The sequence below is a fragment of the Streptomyces sp. NPDC050636 genome (assembly GCF_040654775.1).
Lineage (GTDB): Bacteria > Actinomycetota > Actinomycetes > Streptomycetales > Streptomycetaceae > Streptomyces.
This window is the reverse complement of record NZ_JBFAIP010000013.1, coordinates 109,878-129,631: the sequence shown is the minus strand read 5'-3', so window position 1 is coordinate 129,631 and position 19,754 is coordinate 109,878. Positions and strand designations below refer to the sequence as shown.

Below are 19,754 nucleotides of genomic sequence, written 5' to 3'. Positions count from 1 at the left end.
ACATATCTGGCGTTGACTTTTGGCACGCTGTTGAGTTCTCAAGGAACGGACGCTTCCTTTGTGCCTTATCGGTTCTGATTGACTCAGTACCGGGCTCTCCGGGCGCTTCCCTTCGGTCTTGCGTTTCCGACTCTATCAGATCCTCGCGGTCCTGAATTTCGCCGGTGCGATTCGGCCTTTCGGCTTCTTCGCGTTTCCAACCTTACCAGATCCGTTTCCGTCTCCGGCCCCTGTTGGAGCGGGGTGGACCGTCCGGCTTTCGCTTTTCGGCCTTTCCGACTTTATCAGGTTCAGTCCGTCCCGTTTCCGGTCCGAATTTACTTCCGATGAACCCGTCGAATGGGTTTGCCTTTCGGCGTAGTCACTACTTTAGCGGTTTCCCTCTGCGGCTCATAATCGGGCCGCGGGGATCGAATTTCGGCAACGCGAAATAGGACCCCGGATTGGGGAGTCGTTCGTAGTGGTTGGTTTCGCCGCCTGGCGGTCTGCGCAGATAGCGCTGCCCGTCTCCAGCGGCTCGGGCTACGTTAGGCGGTCGTCATGGCAGAGTCAAGTTGCTGAAGTCGCGCGGCGACGCGGGGTGTGCCGACGGTACGGACTGACGGTCGGGTCACCGGAGATCCAGTAACGCCAGGGGTGATCGGCCCCGTCGCCGCCGACTCCGGTGCGCGGGCCGTTGCGTACCTGGTCAGAGGCGGCCGGGCGGCCGTGCAGTACGGAGAGGGGGGCGCTGCCGCCGGTGCAGAGATCGGTGCCGTCGAGGGTGCGGTCGATGTCGAGGGCGGTGGCCAAGCGTGCCGGGCCCTTGGCCAGTTCGTTGCTGTTGCGGGCCTTGGGGCGGCGGCCGGATGCCAGCTGCCTACCGGTGAGGATCTCGCCGGCGCGCAGTAGGACCCCGCTCGCCTGGCCCTCAGGGCAGCAGACCAGGTTGAGGCTGAACCACATGCCGTAGATGAAGTAGACGTACGCGTGGCCGGGCGGGCCGAACATCGCGGCGTTGCGTGCGGTACGGCCGCGGTAGGCGTGCGAGCCGGGGTCGGTCTCGCCGTCGTATGCCTCGACCTCGGTCAGACGGAGCTCGATGCGGCCGTCGGGAGTGTTGCGGACGAGCGTGCGGCCGAGGAGATCAGGGGCGACGTCCTGAACGGGGCGGTCGAAGAAGTCGCGGGTGAGCGGCATACGTTCCGGTACGTCGGTCATGCGCCCCGAGGGTAGTGCAGCCGGTGGGGCGGGCGGCTGGCCATGGAGGTGCCCGGGTTGGGAAGGTGTGGCCGTGGAACCGGCCCGCGCCGTTTCGCGTTCGTAGGAATCAAGCCGATTCGTAGGAATCAAGCCGAGATCTCGGCGAGCTATACAAAGCACAGGCGTTCTGCCTGGGGAGGACGAGCATGGGGTTCAAGAAGCTGCTGGCGAGCATGGGAGCCGGGGGCGCGTCGGTGGAGACGGTGCTCTTCGAGGAGAACGTCGTCCCGGGTGGAGTCGCGCAGGGTGAGGTGCGGGTCCAGGGCGGATCCGTGGCACAGGACATCCAGGGGCTGTCCGTCGGCCTGCAGGCACGCGTCGAGGTGGAGACCAGCGACGGAGAGCACAAGCGGGACATCGAGTTCACCAAGCTGCAGGTGGGTGGCGCGTTCCAGGTGCAGCCGGGTGCCACGCACACCGTGCCGTTCGGTCTGGAGATTCCGTGGGAGACGCCGATCACGACGTTCCTGGGGACGCATCTGACCGGTATGAGCGTCGGGGTGACGACTGAGCTGGCGATCGCCCGCGCGGTGGACTCCGGTGACCTCGACCCGGTGAATGTGCACCCGCTGCCGGCGCAGCAGGCGATTCTGGACGCGTTCGGCCGGCTCGGGTTCCGGTTCAAGGGTGCCGACCTGGAGCAGGGGCACATCCGGGGGACGCGGCAGAAGCTGCCGTTCTACCAGGAGATCGAGTTCTACGCGCCGCAGCAGTACCGCGGGCTGAACCAGGTCGAGCTGTCGTTCGTCGCCGACGACCACGAGATGGACGTGGTGCTGGAGATGGACAAGAAGCCGGGGCTTTTCACCGGGGGCACGGACTCGTACCGGCAGTTCACGGTCGGCCTCAACGACTTCGAGGGAACCGACTGGGCGGCTTACCTCAACCAGTGGCTGGCGGAGGTCGGCGGCCAGCGGAACTGGCTCTAACCTGGCCGGACAGGTGTCAGCAAGCGACCAGGAGGTATCGAGTGTCCGAGCTGAAGCGGCGGCCGCTCCCGCACGATTTCCATCCGCCGGTGCCGGAGTTCACGGTGCTGAGCGATGAGGTGGAGCCGGGTGGGACGCTGCGGCCGGAGCAGGTCCACGCCGAGGGGAACCGTTCGCCGCAGCTGCGGTGGGAGGGTGCTCCTGCGGGGACGAAGAGCTATGCGGTCACCTGCTATGACCCGGACGCGCCGACCGGCAGTGGTTTCTGGCACTGGTCGCTGTTCGACATCCCGGCGTCGGTGACGGAGCTGCCGGCCGGCGCCGGGTCCGGTGACATGAAGGGGCTGCCCGAGGGGGCCGTTCATGTCCGTAACGACTACGGGACGCGGGATTTCGGTGGCGCGGCGCCTCCGCCCGGGGACGGTCCGCACCGTTATGTGTTCACCGTGTACGCGGTGGACCAGGAGAAGCTCGGTCCTGATGCCGATGTCTCGCCTGCGGTGGTGGGTTTCAAACTGCGGTTCCACGCGCTCGGGCGGGCTCAGCTGATCGCCGAGTACGAGGTTCCCGCTGCGGGCTGAACGCCCGTAATTCCGTTGCGCCCCGGCGCTCCTCGCACGCAGAGTGGTACCTGGCTGACGGCCTGCTAAAGCCGTCGGGCAGCTGGTACCGCAGTGGCGGGAGCGGCGGGGCGCAGGTGTGTCGTCCACCGTTCGCCGGAGTCCGGACTCGTGTCGGACGTCCTCGCCGGCTGCCGTTCGCTCCGGATCCCGTGTGTTCACGGGGGCGGGATCCGGAGCGCACCCATTTTCTGCCGCGCTCGGCGCCTTGGAATTCCGGCGCGCGCGTGTTCGTATCGCCTCTTCTTCGTCTTGCGATCACTTTCCATTTCCCTTGTGGCAGAGGGAAATTGCGTTGTCCGGGGAATACCTACCGCTGCACAGTGGAGCCAATTCGCCACGGGGGCGAACGGGTCCGGGAGGTGGACGGGATGCGCGAGACGCTGGTTCTGAACGCGAGCTTCGAGCCGCTGTCGACGGTGTCGCTGCGGCGTGCGGTGGTGCTGGTCATGCAGGACAAAGCCGTGGTCGAGCACGCACATCCGGGGCTGCGCATCCGGGCCGCTTCGGTGGATGTGCCGGTGCCTCGGGTGATCAGGCTCAGCAGATACGTACGGGTGCCGTTCCGAAGACAGGCGGCGTGGTCGCGGCGGGGTGTGCTGGTGCGGGACCAGCACCGGTGTGCGTACTGCGACCGGCGGGCGACGACCGTGGACCACGTCGTACCGCGGTCTCACGGCGGTGGGGACACCTGGCTGAATACCGTCGCCTCCTGCGCCGAGGACAATCACCGCAAAGCAGACCGTACGCCGGAGCAGGCGGGGATGCGGCTGCTCCGGCGGCCGTTCGAGCCGACGCCGGCGGATGCGCTGGTCTCGGCGCTCGGAGTGTCCGTACGTGAGGAGCTGCCGGACTGGCTGGCGGCACTGCCGGCCTGACCGCGTACCGGATCACCGAACGGAAAGATCGCCCAACTCGCCTTATCTGATGACGAGTTGGACGATGGCCACCAGGCCGACGGCGACGATGACGGCGCGCAGGGCGGTGGGCGGCAGGCGCCGGCCCACCGTCGCGCCGATCTGGCCGCCGAGGGCCGAGCCGACGGCGATGAGGAGGACGGCGCTCCAGGCGAAGTCGGCGACGAAGAGGAAGAAGATCGCCGCGACGCCGTTGACGAGGGCGGCGAGGACGTTCTTGAGAGCGTTGACACGCTGTAGGTCCTCGTTGAGGAGCAGGCCCATCAGCGAGAGGTAGAGGACGCCCTGGGCAGCGCCGAAGTAGCCGCCGTACATGCTGGCGAGCAGCAGGCCGGTGAGCAGGGCGATGCCGCCGTCGCGAGGTCCGGTGGTGCCCTTGCGGGCGCGGCGGGCACGGAGCGCGACGGAGAGCCGGGGCTGTGCGATGACGAGCACCAGGGCGAGGGCGATCAGGGCGGGCACGATCGTGTCGAAGGCGCTGGACGGCAGTGCGAGCAGCAGGATCGCGCCGGCCAGGCCGCCGATGAGGGCGACGGCGCCGAAGCGCAGGGCGCGGCGGTGCTGGCCGCTGAGTTCGCGGCGGTAGCCGATGGCGCCGCTGATCGAGCCGGGCACCAGGCCGAGAGTGTTGGAGACGTTGGCCGTGACGGGTGGCAGGCCGACGGCCAGCAGCACGGGGAAGGTGATCAGCGTTCCGGAACCGACGATGGTGTTGATGGTGCCGGCTCCGATGCCGGCTGCGAAGACTGCGACTGCTTCCCAGATGGACAAGGCCATCTCCTCACATGATCAGGGTGTGCCTCCCCGCCATGAAGGTCGAGGGGCCACCACTGATCATGCACGAGGGTGTGCGGGCGTCAGTCGATCGGGGGCGCTTCGCGGTTCGGTGCGCTGGGCTTCGTGAGGCCGCCGCCCGCGGGGTTGAAGTTGCCGATGGCGCCGCCGAGGCCCTTGAGGGCGTCGCCGATCTCGCTGGGCACGATCCAGAGCTTGTTGGCGTCGCCTTCGGCGATCTTCGGGAGCATCTGGAGGTACTGGTAGGAGAGCAGCTTCTGGTCCGGGTCTCCGGCGTGGATGGACTCGAAGACCACCCGGATCGCCTGGGCCTCACCCTCGGCGCGCAGGGCCGCGGCCTTGGCCTCACCCTCGGCGCGCAGGATCGAGGACTGCTTCTCACCTTCGGCGGTGAGGATCTGGGACTGCCGGACACCTTCGGCCTGGAGGATCGCGGCGCGCTTGTCCCGGTCGGCGCGCATCTGCTTCTCCATCGAGTCCTGGATGGAGGTCGGCGGCTCGATGGCCTTGAGCTCGACGCGGTTGACGCGGATGCCCCACTTGCCGGTGGCCTCGTCCAGGACGCCGCGGAGCGCCGCGTTGATCTCCTCACGGGAGGTCAGGGTCCGCTCCAGGTCCATGCCGCCGATGATGTTCCGCAGGGTGGTGACGGTGAGCTGCTCGATGGCCTGGATATAGCTGGCGACTTCGTACGTCGCGGCACGGGCGTCGGTGACCTGGTAATAGATGACCGTGTCGATGTTGACGACGAGGTTGTCCTGGGTGATCACCGGCTGCGGCGGGAACGGTACGACCTGTTCGCGGAGGTCGATGCGGTTGCGGATGGAGTCGATGAACGGGACGACGATGTTCAGGCCGGCGTTGAGCGTGCGGGTGTAGCGGCCGAAGCGTTCGACGATGGCGGCGCTGGCCTGCGGGATGACCTGGATCGTTTTGATGAGTGCGATGAACACGAGCACCACCAGGATGATCAGGACGATGATGATCGGTTCCACAGCGGCTCCCGTACCCTTCGTTCACTGGTCCGTGCCGGCCGTTGTCGACCGGCTTACAGGTTGATCAGTCTTTCAGAGTCGTGGCTCGTCGCGCAGCGTGTTCAGGTCAGATGACGACCGCGGTGGCGCCTTCGATCTCCACGACGTCGACCTGCTGGCCGGGTTCGTAGACCTGGTCGGTGTCGAGGGCGCGCGCGGACCAGACCTCGCCGGCGAGTTTGATGCGGCCGCCATCGGCGTCGACCCGTTCCAGGACCGTGGCGCTCTTGCCCTTGAGCGCGTCGATTCCCGATGCCAGTTGCGGGCCCTGGCCGCGGTGGCGCTTGGCGATGGGGCGCACGACGGCGATCAGCGCGACCGATACGGCGGAGAACACGATGACTTGAAGGACGGTGCCGCCACCGACTCCTGCGGTGACGGCACCGGCGACGGCGCCGACCGCGAGCATCCCGAATTCGGGCATCGCGGTCACGACGAGAGGAATACCCAGCCCTACGGCGGCGATCAGCCACCACACCCATGGATCCACGGCTTCATGGTAGATCCGCGAAGCGGCACGGGACAGGGCACGATCGGTCAGCGGCGGTCAGGACAGGGGAAGGCCCTGAGCGGTCCAGCGGTCGCCGTTGCGCTCGACGATCAGCGGCAGGCCGAAGCAGTGCGAGAGGTTGCTGGAGGTGAGTTCGAGGTCGAGCGGACCAGCGGCCAGCACCTTGCCCTGGCGGATCATCAGGACGTGGGTGAAGCCGGGGGCGATCTCCTCGACGTGATGCGTGACCATGATCATCGAGGGTGCGTACTGGTCGCGGGCGAGGCGGCCGAGGCGGCGCACCAGGTCCTCGCGGCCGCCCAGGTCGAGGCCCGCGGCCGGCTCGTCGAGGAGGAGCAGCTCGGGGTCGGTCATCATCGCGCGGGCGATCAGGGTGCGCTTGCGCTCGCCCTCGGAGAGGGTGCCGAACTTCCGGTCGAGGTAGTCGTTCATGCCGAGGCGGTCGAGGAAGGCGCGGGCGCGCTGCTCGTCGACGTCCTCGTAGTTCTCCTGCCAGTGCGCGGTCATGCCGTACGCGGCGGTGAGCACGGTCTGCAGGACGGTCTGGCTGCGCGGCAGCTTGTCGGCGAGTGCGATGCCGGCGATGCCGATGCGCGGGCGGAGGTCGAAGACGTCGACCTTGCCGAGCTGCTCACCGAGGATCGTGGCGTTGCCGGTGGTCGGGAAGAGGTAGCTGGACGCAACGTTCAGGAGGGTGGTCTTGCCGGCGCCGTTGGGGCCGAGGATCACCCAGCGCTCCCCCTCCTTCACCGACCAGGAGACCTGCTCCACCAGAGCCCGTCCTTCGCGGACCACGGATACGTCCACCAGCTCCAGTACATCGCTCATGAGCGCGTTGTCTCCCATTGCATCTCGGCGTCGCGTGCGCCTGCCGGCGCATCCCCCCAGCAAACCTACGCCACTCGTTGTCAGTGCCGTTCCCTAGGCTGGGGACCATGCTGGATGAACCTCGATCAGGACGGCTGGCGTCATGGGGAAATGCCCTATTGGCCGGACTTGTCTCACCTGATGAAGCCGCGCACCGGATCGCGGACGATGACGCGGTGCACCGCGTGGATGGGCTGCCCGGGGAGGAGGCACCGGTCGGGCTGACGCTCGCGTTGGGGCGGCTGCGGGCGCTCGGGGCCGTCGGCCTGCGGGTGGCGCTGCCGGCGCCGGGACATCCGCTGGGGCTGAGCGGCCCGCCGGAATTCAACGCGCGGGCGCTGGAGGCCGAGGAGGCGGTGCTTGCCGTGGGGGCCGGTCTGGGGCTGGTTCCGGAGATATACGAGGCCGGGCCGGAGGGCGGCACCGGTCCCGATGTGCATGTGGAGGTGGTCTGGCACTGCCTGCCGGTGCGGGACGCGCCGCCCGCCGATGTGCCGTCGCTGGGCGAGGCGGAGCGGGAGCTGGCGGAGGCGCTGCGGGACGCGACCGAGGTGCTCTCGAAGCTGGATGTGGCCGGGGCCGGTCCGATCGCGCAGGCGGCCCTGGAGGTGTACCGGGCGCGGGCGGAAGCCGGCCGGCAGGTACTGGCTCCTGGGTATCCGCCGCGCGCGGTACGGGTATTGGAGCTGGCGCAGCGGGTGGGCGCGCTCATCGACATCGCGCGGCAGGGCGGCGACGGCAGGGAGCACGGCGGTGCGGTGAGCTCGTCGGAGATCGCGGCCCGTGCCGAGGCGCTGCGGCCGGTGGAGCGTACGGCCCGGCGGGCGCAGGTGGCGGCGTACAACTCCGCGGTGGAGGAGCGGGAGCGGCGCCGGGGGTGAAGGGGGCGGGGCCCGGACGGAGAAGGCCCCGCCGTACCGCAGCGCGGTCGGCGGGGCCTTGGGAGGGGAGATGCGGTCCCGGCGTTCCCCTCGGGGTGAACAGCCCTGGTCACAGGCAGGGCTGTTCGGTATGGGGTCGAGCAACCTCAGTCGTTCGAGCTGGTGTTGTCGAAGGTGGGGTTGAGCGCACCGATGATGTTGGCGCTGTTGCCGGTGGCGTTCACGGGGACGTGCACGGGGGCCTGGACCTGGTTGCCCGATCCGACGCCAGGGGAGTTGGTGGCCTTGCCGTCGGCGTCCGCGGCGAACGCGGAACCGGCGGCGGCACCAAGAGCGAGACCGGTGGCGGCGAGGACCAGTGCGGCCTTCTTGGCGGTGTTCATGAAACGGATTCCTTAGGGGGTGACACTGGCCACGTGACGGTGGCTGTGTGGCGGGGATCGGCCGAGCGTCCAGGGGCTGACGGGGCAGAGCCGGCAAGGCCGATCCGATCTTCCCCTGAGGATTGAACAGCCCCGGTCAGGCGGGACTGTTCAATCCTTGGTGGCAGCCTCAGTTGTTCTCGCAGATGTTCTCGGTGTTGGGGCTGAGCACGGTGACGGCGTCGATGCTGTCGCCGCAGACGTTCGCGCCGACCTGCACCGGGGCCTGCACGACGTTGCCCGAGAGGATGCCGGGGGAACCGATGGCCGCGCCCTGCGCGCCGCCGGTGGCGAACGCGGAACCGGCGGCGGCACCGAGGGCGAGACCGGTGGCGGCGAGAACGAGGGCGGCCTTCTTGGCGGTGTTCATGGAAGCGTGTTCCTCACTTGGCGGCACGGGGCCGGAATATCAGTGGCTGTGGAGAGGGGGACCGGCCGCACGTCCAGGAGTTGGCGGGGCCGGTCCGGGCCGCGCGGATCATGCGGTCGCGCGGGTCATACCGATCGTGCGGCAGCCTGCGATCAGTTGTTCTGGCAGGTGTTGCCGAAGTTCGGGCTGAGCAGACCGACGACGGTGGCGGAGTTGCCACAGACGTTCGCGCCGACCTTCACCGGAACCTGCAGGACGTTGCCGGAGGCGATGCCGGGAGAGTTCAGCGCCGTGGCATCGGCCTGGCTGTGCGCGGAGGCGACACCGGCACCGGCGACAGCGAGCCCGCCCGCCGCGATCGTGATGGCCGCTACCCGCTTGATGTTCTTCACTTCTCTTGCTCCTCGTTGCCGTTGCCGTGACCAGTCCGCCACGACTGCACTGGAAAACGGCTCCGGAGCGAGAGGGATACGCCGTGTGGGCTACGTCTACACGACAGTATGAATCTCGGACCGGGGGGCGACGTTCTGCTTGACGCATTGTCGTATGGAAGATCCGCCGAACCCCCAGGCCCCGTACGGAACTCAGGCCCCAATACCGTGCCTGACCGCCCACAACGCGGCCTGCGTCCGGTCGGCGAGGTCCAACTTCATGAGGATGTTCGAGACATGCGTCTTGACGGTCTTCTCGGAGAGCACCAGCGCGCGGGCGATCTCACGGTTGGAGCGGCCGTCCGCGATCAGGCCGAGTACCTCGCGCTCCCGCTCGGTGAGTGAAGTGCCGCGCCCCTGGCCGTTGTTGCCCTCGTCCTGGGACAGCAGGGCGCCGGCGACCTCGGGCTGGAGCAGGACATGCCCCGCGTGCACGGAGCGGATGGCGCCGGCCAGCGCCTCCGGATCGATGTCCTTGTAGACATAGCCCGCCGCACCCGCACGCAGCGCCGGGACGACGGTGCGCTGTTCGGTGAAGCTGGTGACGATCAACACCCGTGCGGGGTTGGCCAGTTCGCGGAGCTTCCGCAGCGCCTCGATGCCGTCCATGCCGGGCATCTTGACGTCCATCAGGACGACGTCCGGGCGCAGCTGTTCGGCGGCGGCGACGCCCTCGGCGCCGTCCGAGGCCTCCCCCACCACCTCGATGTCGTCCTGGACCTCCAGGAACGTCCGCAGTCCGCGGCGTACGACCTGGTGATCGTCCACAAGCAGTACGCGGATGGGGCCGTTGTCAGCCACCGGGCACCTCCATCTCGACAGCGGTGCCCTTGCCGGGCTCCGACTCCACGGTGAGCTTTCCGCCGACGCCGCCGGCACGGTCCCGCATCGAGACCAGGCCGAGGTGCCGACCGGCCCGGCGGACCGTGCCGGTGTCGAAGCCTTGGCCGTCGTCGGCGACGCGCAGCAGTACTCCCTGGCCGTTCCGGGCGAGGGTCACCTCGACGTGCTCGGCACCGGAGTGCCGCAGGGCGTTGTGCAGCGCCTCCTGGGCGACCCGGAGCAGCGCTTCCTCCTGGGCGGCCGGCAGTGCGCGGATCCCCTGGGCGGCGAAGGTGACGCGCGCGGTGTGGGCGCGGTCCAGGACCTGGGCGTGGGAGCGGAGGGTGGCGACCAGGCCGTCCTCGTCGAGGGCCGCGGGCCTCAACTCGACGACGGCGGCGCGCAGTTCGTCGGCAGCCTCCGCGGCCAGCGCGGCGACCTGGTGGAGCTCGCCCTTGGCGCGGGCCGGGTCGCGGTCGACCAGTGCGGCGGCGGCCTGGGCGGTCAGCCGGAGCGAGAACAGCTTCTGGGAGACCGCGTCGTGCAGTTCGTGGGCCAGGCGGGCGCGCTCCCCCGCGATGGTGAGCTCGCGGCTGCGCTCGTAGAGGCGGGCGTTGGTCAGGGCGATGGCGGCGTGCTGGGCGAGTATGCCGAGCAGCCGCTCGTCGTCCTCGGTGAAGCCACAGCGGCCGTCCTGCTTGGCACAGCGCTTGTTGGCCAGGAAGAGGGCGCCGAGGATCTCGTCGCCGTCGGCGACCGGCAGGCCGAGGAAGTCGGACATGTCCGGGTGGGCCGCGGGCCAGCCGCCGAAACGGGGGTCATTGCGGACGTCGGCGAGACGCTCGGGGGTGGCGTTGTGCAGCATCGCGGCGAGGATGCCGTGCTGGCGGGGCAGCGGGCCGATGGCCTTCCACTGCTCGCTGCTGACGCCGTCCACCACGAACTGGGCGAAGCCGCCGTGATCGTCGGGCACGCCCAGTGCGGCGTACTCGGCGTCCAGCAGCTCACGGGCCGAGGCGACGATCGTCTTGAGGACGTCGCGCACCTCAAGATGCCTGCTCATCGCCAGGATCGCGGTGCTCACCGCGGGGATCCCGGCTCCCGGTCCATTGGTCATGGCCTCACCGTACCGGCGGGGTGACCTGCCTGTATCGGTCCACCGGAGGCCCCCGCCTACGTCCCCCGGCCTAGGCCGAATGCCCTGGCCACGGCCCGCCCGGCGCCCGACGCCCGGGGAAAGTCCGGTTCCTAGCGTGAAGGCGAGGGCACAGGGCAGTCGCCCCGCCCGGAAAAGGGGACGCGATCATGCCGGTAGCGATCATCACGGGGGCATCGAAGGGGCTGGGCCGGGCGCTCGCCGCGGCGCTGGCCGGGCGGGGCTGGGATCTGGTGGTGGACGCCAGATCGGCCGGACCGCTGGAGGCGGCGGCGCGGGAGCTGCGGAGGACTGGGGTGCGGGTGGTGGCGCTGCCCGGGGACGTGGCGGACGGCGCGCACCGGGCGGCTCTGGTGGCGGCGGCCCGTGAGTGGGGCAGGCTCGATCTGCTGGTGAACAACGCGAGCGTGCTGGGCGCCGCGCCACTGGTGCGGCTGTCGGGGCATGCGCTGGACGGGTTGCGGGCGGCGCTGGAGGTGAACGTGGTGGCGCCGCTGGGTCTCGCACAGGAGGCGCTGCCCCTACTGCGCACTTCATCCCATTTGCCCGCTTATGCAGGGGGCGTCGTTACAGGGGACGCCGACAAGGATGACGGCCATAAGGATTTGCACCCTTATATAGGGACAGGTGGGGCGATCCTGAACATCAGCTCGGATGCGGCCGTCGAGGCGTATGAGACCTGGGGTGGGTACGGGGCGACGAAGGCGGCGCTGGAGCGGCTGTCGGCGGTGCTGGCGGAGGAGGAGCCGGGGCTGCGGGTGTGGTGGGTGGACCCGGGCGATATGCGTACCGATCTGTACGCGGCGGCCGTCCCGGATGACGACGGTTCCGGGCGGCCGCTGCCGACCACGGTCGTCCCCGGACTGCTGCGGCTGCTCGACGGCCCGGCGGCAAGCGGTCGGTACGTGGCCGCGGATCTGCTGGACGGCGCCCGGTGATCGCGGATGCGCTGCGGGTCCCGGAGGAGCTCTCGGCCCGGGTGCCGGCCGAGCAGCGGGGCGCCGGTCTGGGCCGGGATGCCGTACGGCTGATGGTGAGCCGCGGTGCGGCCGAGGTCGGGCATCACGCATTCGATGAGCTGCCCGAGCTGCTGACGGCCGGGGATGTGCTGGTGGTGAACACCTCGCGGACGCTGCCGGCAGCGGTGGACGGCCGGATCGGGGACGGGCGCGGGCGCGGTGAACCGGTGGTGGTGCACTTCTCGACGCGGGCGGACCGGTGGCATCCGGCGGGCCGAGCGGTGGCGGGCTGCTGGACGGTCGAGCTGCGAAGCCCGGACGGGCGGGGCAGCAGCCGGCCGCGCGCCGGCGGTCCCGTCGGCGCGGTGGTGCGGCTGCCGGGCGGCGCGCGGCTGGCCCTCCAGGCCCCGGTGGACCCCGGAAACGTACGGCTGTGGTGGGCGCGAGTGTCGGGGAGCACCGGACCGGAGCTGATGCGGCGGTACGGGCGGCCGATCCGCTACGGCTACACGGACCGGGACCAGCCGCTGGACGCGTATCAGACGGCGTTCGCGGTGGACTCGCCGGACGGCGGCAGCGCGGAGATGCCGAGTGCGGCCCGGCCCTTCACGGCGGCGTTGGTCGCGCGGCTGGTCAGCGCGGGCGTACAGATCGCGCCGATCTCACTGCATACCGGTGTCGCGTCGGCGGAGGCGTTCGAGCCGCCCTACCCGGAGCGGTTCGCGGTGCCGCCCACGACTGCGTGGCTGGTGAACGCCGCGCGTGCCCGGCGGCAGGCGACGCCCACCGCCTCAGGCGGGCGGATCGTGGCGGTCGGGACCACGGCCGTGCGGGCCCTGGAATCGGCGGCCGGGCCCGACGGGCAGGTGCGGACCACGGCCGGCTGGACGGATCTCGTGGTGACGCCGGAGCGCGGAACGCGGGTGGTGGATGGCCTGCTCACCGGGCTGCACGAGCCGACGGCGTCGCACCTGCTGATGCTGGAGGCGGTGACGGACGGGGATGCGCTGCGGCGGGCGTACGCGGCGGCGGCGGAGCGGCGGTACCTGTGGCATGAATTCGGGGATCTGCATCTCGTGCTGCCGTCCTGAGTTCGAGACTCGGTGCATGTCGCACTCAACGCCGTCACCTTCAGCGCAGTCACCTTCAACTTCAGCGCAGTCACCTTCAACGCAGTCGCACTCAACACCGTCGGACTCAACACCGTCGAGCTCAACACCGTCGAGCTCAGCGGAGAGCTGGGCTCCGACCCACGGCGCCCCCTACCGGCCGGTGCCGTACCGGCCCGAGCGGATGCCCGCCGACGAGTCACTGGCCCGCGCCGCCGAGCTGCGCGAGCGGATGGCCCGGCGGCGGACGGTCCGGCAGTTCGCCGCCGATCCGGTGCCGGAGCAGGTGGTGAAGGACGCGATCGCCTGCGCGGCCACCGCGCCCTCCGGGGCGCATCAGCAGCCATGGACGTTTGTGCTGGTCAAGGACCCCGAGGTGCGCCGCAGGATCCGGGCGGCGGCGGAGGCGGAGGAGCACGTCTCCTACGAGGGGCGGCTGGGCGAGGAGTGGCTGGCGGCGCTGCGACCGCTGGGCACGGACGAGGTCAAGCCGCATCTGACGGACGCGCCGCAGCTGATCGTCGTCTTCCAGCAGCGGCACTGGCTGGGCGAGGACGGCAGCAAGCGCAAGCACTACTACGTGGACGAGTCGGTGGGCATCGCGGTCGGCATGCTGCTGTCCGCGCTGCATCTTTCGGGGCTGGCGGCACTGGTGCACACGCCGAGTCCGATGCGGTTTCTCCAGGAGGTACTGGGGCGGCCCGCCAACGAGAAGGCCTTCGCGGTGATTCCGGTGGGATATCCGGCACCAGAATGCGAAGTGCCCGATTTGACCCGAAAATCCCTCGACCAGGTATTGGTTGAAATCTGACCTCTACGGGTTGTGCATTTGCAATTACACCTGGCGAGATAAACCCCTCCCCCATGTGACGCCGCGCATAGGACGTACGTCACTTACGACCCGGGTTAGTGGCCGGGTAAAGACGGTGTGAACTGGGAGTCTGCCGCCCCGGACGCAATTCGCGACCCCCCGGTTCCACTAACCCGGATCGTATGTCACACCTTTGCCCGGTGAATTTTCGGCCGCTAAGAATGGCCCCGTCGCTCGGCGCCGTGGATGAAACTCGGCGTTCATCGCCACCCACGGCCCTTGCGACGGTCCCCCCATTGGAAGAGGTCGACCCGCCATGCCTAAGCACGCAATTTCTGGTTATAACCGCGTAAATCGGACTCACAAGCTTTCCGTCGCAGGTGTCGCAGCGGCCGGCGCCGCCGCTCTGATCTTCGCTGTCGTTCCGGGGGCCGACGCGGACCAGGGCAAGGTGGAAGCCGCCGCCGTCGAGAACGTGCAGCCGGTCGCCTTCAGCGCGGTCGACACCGCCGCGAAGACTCAGCAGGCCACGATCACCAAGCAGGCCGACGACTCCGCCGCGAAGGGCAAGGCCGAGGCCGCCGCCGCCAAGAAGAAGGCCGAGGCCGCGGCCAAGGCGAAGGCCGCCGCCGCTGCGAAGGCCAAGGCCGAGAAGGAGCGCAAGGCGAAGGAGGCCGCGAGCCGGTCCGCCAAGCGCGCCGCCCTCCCGGCGCCGAAGCCGGTGGTGAAGACGTACGCCAACAACCTGGACGGCTGGATCCGCGAGTCGCTGGACATCATGGCCAAGCACAACATCCCGGGCAGCTACAACGGCATCCACCGCAACATCATGCGGGAGTCGTCCGGTAACCCGATGGCGATCAACAACTGGGACATCAACGCCCAGAACGGCACCCCGTCCAAGGGCCTGCTCCAGGTCATCCAGCCGACCTTCAACGCGTACCACGTCGCCGGCACCTCCTGGAACCTCTACGACCCGGTCGCCAACATCACCGCCGCCTGCAACTACGCAGCCGCCAAGTACGGCTCGATGGACAACGTCAACTCGGCCTACTGAGCCTCGGTTCAGCCGGACCGCGTTCGCGCGCACACACCGCCGAGGGGCGGCACCCAGTCTCGGGTGCCGCCCCTCGGCGGTGTCATTCGGTGTGATTCCCGCGCGGAGTCGCGCTACTTGCGCATGACCTCCGGCTCGTGGCGGCGCAGCAGCCGCGCGACGACGAAGGCGAGCGCGACGCCCAGGCTGATCAGGATGATCATGTCCATCACGTACACACCGGTCTGGTGCTTCCACAGCGCGTCCGGGTTGCCCAGCTCCCACGGCAGCAGCGTGTTCATGTCGGCGGTCGCACCCATCGCGGCGACGGCCCAGCGCGACGGCATCAGCCAGGCGACCTGTGCGACGCCCACGGTGTCGAACAGCTGGAAGAGCACGCCGGTGAAGACGACCTGGACGATGGCGAACATGACCAGCAGCGGCATGGTCTTCTCGGCGGTCTTGACCAGCGCGGAGATGATCAGGCCGAACATCATCGAAGTGAAGCCCAGCGCGATGATCGCCAGTGCCATCTCGATGGCCGGGAGCTTCTCCACGATGAGGCCCTCGGAAGGCATGTTGCGGGTCGAGAAGCCGATCGCCGCGATGATCACGCCCTGGATGGCCGTGACCACGCCGAGCACGATCACCTTGGACATCAGATACGCCGACCGCGACAGGCCGGTGGCCCGTTCGCGCTCGTAGATGACCCGCTCCTTGATCAGCTCACGGACCGAGTTGGCCGCACCCGAGAAGCACATACCGACCGCCAGGATCAGCATGATCGTGCTCGCGTCGCGGTTGGTCCGGCCCTTCTTCAGCGGTCCGTACGCGAGGCCGAAATCGCTGGGAATCAGCATCGAGACCACACCGAGCACCGCGGGCAGGATCAGCATCAGGCCCAGGAAGCCCCGGTCGGACGCGAGCACGGAGACATAGCGCCGCATCAGCGTCCACAGCTGCGAGCCCCAGCTCTGGGACTTCTGCATCCGGGCCGGCGGCGGCTGGATCGTCACCGACTGCGCGGCGACGGCGTCGATGTCCGCGGCGTACATCTGGTAGTGCGGGGAACCGCGCCAGCGGCCCATCCAGTCGTAGTCGCGGTAGTTCTCGAACGCCGAGAAGACATCCGCCCAGGTGTCGTACTGGAAGAAGTTCAGCGCTTCCTCGGGCGGGCCGAAGTAGGCCACGCCACCGCCCGGCGCCATCACCAACAGCTTGTCGCAGATGGCGAGTTCGGCGACCGAGTGGGTGACGACCAGGACCGTACGGCCGTCGTCCGCGAGGCTGCGCAGCAGCTGCATGACATCGCGGTCCATGCCCGGGTCGAGGCCGGAGGTCGGCTCGTCCAGGAAGATCAGCGACGGCTTGGTCAGCAGCTCCAGGGCCACCGACACCCGCTTGCGCTGGCCGCCGGAGAGCGAGGTGATCTTCTTGTCCTTGTGGATGTCGAGCTTGAGCTCGCGCAGCACCTCGTCGATACGGGCCTCGCGCTCGGACTCCGCGGTGTCACCCGGGAAGCGGAGCTTGGCGGCGTACTTGAGGGCCTTGGCGACGGTCAGTTCCTTGTGCAGGATGTCGTCCTGCGGGACCAGACCGATGCGCTGCCGCAGCTCGGCGAACTGCTTGTAGAGGTTCCGGTTGTCGTAGAGGACATCGCCCTGGTTGGCGGGGCGGTAGCCGGTCAGCGCCTTGAGCAGCGTCGACTTACCGGATCCGGACGGGCCGATGACGGCGATCAGCGACTTCTCCGGGACGCCGAAGGAGACGTCCTTGAGGATCTGCTTGCCGCCGTCGACGGTGACCGTGAGGTGGCGGGCCGAGAAGGAGACCTCGCCGGTGTCGACGAACTCCTCCAGGCGGTCGCCGACCAGGCGGAACGTGGAGTGGCCGACGCCGATGATGTCGTTCGGGCCGATCAGCGCCGTACCGGACTTGGGGACCGGCTGGCCGTTGACGTAGGTGCCGTTGTGGCTGCCCAGGTCGCGGATCTCGAACCGGCCGTCGGGCGCGGCCCGGAACTCGGCGTGGTGACGGGAGACCTGGAGGTCGGAGACGACCAGCTCGTTCTCCAGCGCACGGCCTATCCGCATCACGCGGCCCGCGTCGAGGCGGTGGAACGTGGTGGGGCTGCGGTCGCCCTGGGCCTGCGGGGGCTGGCCGCCCACCTTCTGGGCGGGGCGCTGCTGCGGCTGCGCGGCCTGCTGAGGAGGCTGCTGGGCCTGCTGGGGCGGGACGTACGGCGGCTGCTGGCCCTGCGGCGGCGCCTGCCAGCCGTGCTGGGCGGGCGGCTGCTGCTGGACTGGCGGCTGCTGGGCCGGCGGTGCCTGCCAGCCCTGCGCGGCCTGCTGCTGCGGTGCCATCGCGGGCGCGTTGTAGGCGTCGGCGGCCGGCGCACCGGCGGCCGACAGGCTCACCCGCGGACCGTCGGTGGCATTGCCCAGGTACACCGTCGAGCCGGGGCCGATCTCCATCTGGTGGATCCGCTGGCCCTGGACGTAGGTGCCGTTGGTGCTGCCGTGGTCTTCGATGATCCAGCTGCGACCGGCCCACCGCACGGTGGCGTGCCGCCAGGAGACCCTGGCGTCGTCGAGCACCATGTCGCCCTGTGGATCGCGTCCCACGTTGTACGACCGGGACGGGTCGAGCGTCCAGGTCCTTCCGTTCAATTCGAGTACGAGTTCAGGCACTCCATGCCCCATTACATAGTCCCCCGAGTGACGCCCTGTATGGGAAGTCTAGGGATGGCGAACATCGTGAGGAACTATTTCAGGCTCGGCCCTCCGACCGGAAACCGGGACGCTGTTGGGGTGCGGGGCGCGTGCGCCGGCGCCCGCCAAACGCCCCTGGAGAGCGGGAAGGCCCACCGATCCGGATGGATCGCATGGATTGCGGAGATACCGGGTGACACGGGACCCGATCCGACTCCTGACGGGGACCTGACAGGTCACGCCCGAGAGGCGCGCCCGCCCGCCCGGCCGCCTCAGCGCCGTCCGCCATGGCCGCGATGAGCTGGCGCTTTCTTCCAGCGAAGGGCGCACGACAGGCCGGCGACACCGTTCGATGGGGCCACGATCTCCGGCGTACGGGGTGAAGCAGCCGAAATCGCCCTTGACGTCGACCGGGCGGGCGTGAGGCGGAACGGGCGGCCCGTTATCCCGGAGCCCACCCTTCCGCTCTCGTGCGGCAGACGTGCGGCGCTCCGGCAGACGCGAACTCGCCGCCGATGCAACGGCGTTGGGGATTCTCCTGGTTCGCCCTGGTCGGCGGCCTTGACCGGCCGGGACACGACTCCATAACGATCGACGGTGGGGCGGTGGGAGGATCCACCGCGCGCTGGGCTCGCGAGGGGGCGGGGGCGGGCACATACTGACGGGAGGACGCGTCGGTCCGAAGCAGGGACGGGCGGGACGGGGCGCCGGTCCGAAGCACGGACACCTGTACGGCCGTCCGCGCCGGACGGTTACCGTAAGGGCACCATGAGCGCATCGCAGATCCCACCTGCCACCGCCGTACCGGGCGATGACGTACCGACCCTTCTTGTGAAGATCTTCGGGAAGGACCGGCCCGGCATCACCGCGGGTCTCTTCGACACTCTCGCCGCCTACTCCGTCGATGTCGTGGACATCGAACAGGTGGTGACCCGGGGCCGCATCACGCTGTGCGCGCTGGTCACCGCCCCCTCCCCCGGCCAGGGCGCCGCCGGCTCCTCCGAGGGCGACCTACGGGCCACCGTGCACAGCTGGGCCGAGTCACTGAACCTCCAGGCCGAGATCATCTCCGGCCGGGGCGACAACCGTCCGCGCGGCAGCGGACGCTCCCATGTCACGGTGCTGGGGCACCCGCTCACGGCGGAGTCGACCGCCGCCATCGCCGCCGCCATAACGGGCACCGGCGGCAACATCGACCGTGTTTTCCGGCTTGCGAAGTACCCGGTGACGGCCGTCGAGTTCGCGGTCTCCGGTGCGGCCACGGACGCGCTGCGGACGGCGCTGGCGCTGGAGGCGGCAAAGCTCGGCGTGGATGTCGCGGTCGTCTCGGCCGGACTGCAGCGCCGGGCCCAGCGGCTGGTCGTGATGGATGTCGATTCGACGCTCATCCAGGACGAGGTCATCGAGCTGTTCGCGGCGCACGCCGGCTGCGAGGCCGAGGTCGCCGAGGTGACCGCCGCCGCGATGCGCGGCGAGCTGGACTTCGAGCAGTCGCTGCACGCCCGGGTCAAGCTGCTCGAAGGGCTGGACGCGTCCGTGGTGGACGCCGTACGCAAGGAAGTGCGGCTCACCCCCGGGGCCCGCACCCTGGTACGGACCCTCAAGCGGCTCGGCTATCAAGTCGGCGTCGTATCGGGCGGGTTCACGCAGGTCACCGATGCGCTGCAGGACGAGCTGGGGCTGGACTTCGCCTCCGCCAACACCCTGGAGATCGTCGACGGCAAGCTCACCGGCAAGGTGACCGGCGACATCGTGGACCGGGCCGGCAAGGCCAGGCTGCTGCGCAGCTTCGCACAGCAGGCGGGGGTGCCGCTCGCGCAGACCGTCGCGATCGGCGACGGCGCCAACGACCTCGACATGCTCAATGCCGCGGGCCTCGGGGTCGCGTTCAACGCCAAGCCGGTGGTGCGCGAGGCGGCGCACACCGCCGTTAACGTGCCGTTCCTGGACACCGTGCTGTATCTGCTGGGCATCACGCGTGAAGAGGTCGAGGCGGCGGACACGCACGAGCGCTGAGGGCCGCCGCAGGCGGTACGGCACGACATACGAGCGAGACATGTACGAGAGGGCCCCGGTGTGTGCCGGGGCCCTCTCGTACGGGTGCGTCCGTGATCGGCGGGGGCCGGGGCCT

Annotated in this window: 20 protein-coding genes; 9 read left to right on the top strand and 11 right to left on the bottom strand. The window is 69.4% G+C overall.

What is annotated here, in order from left to right; all coding sequences use genetic code 11:
* Positions 1–549 precede the first annotated feature (549 nt).
* Complete coding sequence (locus AB0I10_RS14270) at positions 550–1,200, bottom strand: DNA-3-methyladenine glycosylase (protein WP_363152725.1); 651 nt, start codon at positions 1,198–1,200, stop codon at positions 550–552.
* Between the two features lie 188 nt (positions 1,201–1,388).
* Between AB0I10_RS14270 and AB0I10_RS14265 the strand changes: the two genes are divergently transcribed.
* The 3 genes from AB0I10_RS14265 (at position 1,389) to AB0I10_RS14255 (ending at position 3,669) form a co-directional block, all read left to right on the top strand.
* Positions 1,389–2,171, top strand: a complete 783-nt coding sequence (locus tag AB0I10_RS14265; RefSeq protein WP_363152723.1) for a sporulation protein — start codon at positions 1,389–1,391, stop codon at positions 2,169–2,171.
* Between the two features lie 41 nt (positions 2,172–2,212).
* On the top strand, positions 2,213–2,752 hold the full coding sequence (locus tag AB0I10_RS14260) for a YbhB/YbcL family Raf kinase inhibitor-like protein (RefSeq protein ID WP_363152722.1): 540 nt from the start codon (positions 2,213–2,215) through the stop codon (positions 2,750–2,752).
* A 410-nt stretch (positions 2,753–3,162) separates the two neighbouring features.
* Entirely contained in the window at positions 3,163–3,669 is a 507-nt protein-coding gene (locus AB0I10_RS14255) for an HNH endonuclease (protein WP_363152721.1), read from the top strand.
* Between the two features lie 42 nt (positions 3,670–3,711).
* On the opposite strand, the gene AB0I10_RS14250 is transcribed toward AB0I10_RS14255, so the two are convergent.
* The 4 genes from AB0I10_RS14250 to AB0I10_RS14235 all read right to left on the bottom strand — a co-directional run bounded on the left by AB0I10_RS14250 (position 3,712) and on the right by AB0I10_RS14235 (position 6,894).
* Positions 3,712–4,479, bottom strand: a complete 768-nt coding sequence (locus AB0I10_RS14250; protein ID WP_363152720.1) for a sulfite exporter TauE/SafE family protein — start codon at positions 4,477–4,479, stop codon at positions 3,712–3,714.
* Positions 4,480–4,565: 86 nt separating this feature from the next.
* Positions 4,566–5,498, bottom strand: a complete 933-nt coding sequence (locus tag AB0I10_RS14245) for an SPFH domain-containing protein (protein ID WP_363152719.1) — start codon at positions 5,496–5,498, stop codon at positions 4,566–4,568.
* 106 nt (positions 5,499–5,604) lie between these two features.
* Positions 5,605–6,015 carry an NfeD family protein gene (locus tag AB0I10_RS14240; RefSeq protein WP_363152735.1) on the bottom strand — a complete coding sequence of 137 codons (411 nt, stop codon included), beginning with the start codon at positions 6,013–6,015 and terminating at the stop codon, positions 5,605–5,607.
* Positions 6,016–6,084: 69 nt separating this feature from the next.
* Positions 6,085–6,894, bottom strand: a complete 810-nt coding sequence (locus AB0I10_RS14235; RefSeq protein ID WP_363152718.1) for an ABC transporter ATP-binding protein — start codon at positions 6,892–6,894, stop codon at positions 6,085–6,087.
* 89 nt (positions 6,895–6,983) lie between these two features.
* Between AB0I10_RS14235 and AB0I10_RS14230 the strand changes: the two genes are divergently transcribed.
* Positions 6,984–7,796, top strand: a complete 813-nt coding sequence (locus AB0I10_RS14230) for a hypothetical protein (protein ID WP_363152717.1) — start codon at positions 6,984–6,986, stop codon at positions 7,794–7,796.
* Between the two features lie 146 nt (positions 7,797–7,942).
* On the opposite strand, the gene AB0I10_RS14225 is transcribed toward AB0I10_RS14230, so the two are convergent.
* The 5 genes from AB0I10_RS14225 to AB0I10_RS14205 all read right to left on the bottom strand — a co-directional run bounded on the left by AB0I10_RS14225 (position 7,943) and on the right by AB0I10_RS14205 (position 10,958).
* On the bottom strand, positions 7,943–8,179 hold the full coding sequence (locus AB0I10_RS14225; protein WP_363152716.1) for a chaplin: 237 nt from the start codon (positions 8,177–8,179) through the stop codon (positions 7,943–7,945).
* Between the two features lie 169 nt (positions 8,180–8,348).
* Positions 8,349–8,588, bottom strand: a complete 240-nt coding sequence (locus tag AB0I10_RS14220; RefSeq protein WP_363152714.1) for a chaplin — start codon at positions 8,586–8,588, stop codon at positions 8,349–8,351.
* A gap of 152 nt (positions 8,589–8,740) precedes the next feature.
* Positions 8,741–8,980 (bottom strand): chaplin, encoded by a 240-nt coding sequence (locus tag AB0I10_RS14215; RefSeq protein ID WP_363152713.1) that lies wholly within the window; start codon positions 8,978–8,980, stop codon positions 8,741–8,743.
* A gap of 192 nt (positions 8,981–9,172) precedes the next feature.
* The gene (locus AB0I10_RS14210; protein ID WP_363152712.1) at positions 9,173–9,820 is read right to left on the bottom strand and encodes a response regulator transcription factor; all 648 of its coding nucleotides are present in this window, start codon (positions 9,818–9,820) and stop codon (positions 9,173–9,175) included.
* Complete coding sequence (locus tag AB0I10_RS14205; protein WP_363152711.1) at positions 9,813–10,958, bottom strand: GAF domain-containing sensor histidine kinase; 1,146 nt, start codon at positions 10,956–10,958, stop codon at positions 9,813–9,815. The genes AB0I10_RS14210 and AB0I10_RS14205 overlap by 8 nt, the downstream gene beginning before the upstream one ends.
* A 188-nt stretch (positions 10,959–11,146) precedes the next feature.
* Here AB0I10_RS14205 and AB0I10_RS14200 point away from each other — a divergent pair, with 188 nt between their 5' ends.
* From AB0I10_RS14200 to AB0I10_RS14185, 4 genes are all read left to right on the top strand, one after another.
* Complete coding sequence (locus AB0I10_RS14200; protein WP_363152710.1) at positions 11,147–11,935, top strand: SDR family NAD(P)-dependent oxidoreductase; 789 nt, start codon at positions 11,147–11,149, stop codon at positions 11,933–11,935.
* Entirely contained in the window at positions 11,932–13,047 is a 1,116-nt protein-coding gene (locus AB0I10_RS14195; RefSeq protein ID WP_363152709.1) for an S-adenosylmethionine:tRNA ribosyltransferase-isomerase, read from the top strand. The genes AB0I10_RS14200 and AB0I10_RS14195 overlap by 4 nt, the downstream gene beginning before the upstream one ends.
* A 181-nt stretch (positions 13,048–13,228) precedes the next feature.
* A complete protein-coding gene (locus AB0I10_RS14190; protein WP_363152708.1) occupies positions 13,229–13,876 on the top strand; it encodes a nitroreductase family protein in 648 nt (215 codons plus the stop codon).
* 316 nt (positions 13,877–14,192) lie between these two features.
* Complete coding sequence (locus AB0I10_RS14185; protein WP_363152707.1) at positions 14,193–14,933, top strand: transglycosylase SLT domain-containing protein; 741 nt, start codon at positions 14,193–14,195, stop codon at positions 14,931–14,933.
* 113 nt (positions 14,934–15,046) lie between these two features.
* Here the strand turns inward: AB0I10_RS14185 and AB0I10_RS14180 are convergent, their stop codons facing one another.
* A complete protein-coding gene (locus AB0I10_RS14180) occupies positions 15,047–17,614 on the bottom strand; it encodes an FHA domain-containing protein (RefSeq protein WP_363152706.1) in 2,568 nt (855 codons plus the stop codon).
* A gap of 777 nt (positions 17,615–18,391) precedes the next feature.
* Between AB0I10_RS14180 and serB the strand changes: the two genes are divergently transcribed.
* Positions 18,392–19,639, top strand: coding sequence for a phosphoserine phosphatase SerB (serB, locus tag AB0I10_RS14175; protein ID WP_363152705.1), 1,248 nt, complete (start codon positions 18,392–18,394; stop codon positions 19,637–19,639).
* Positions 19,640–19,754: the final 115 nt, after the last annotated feature.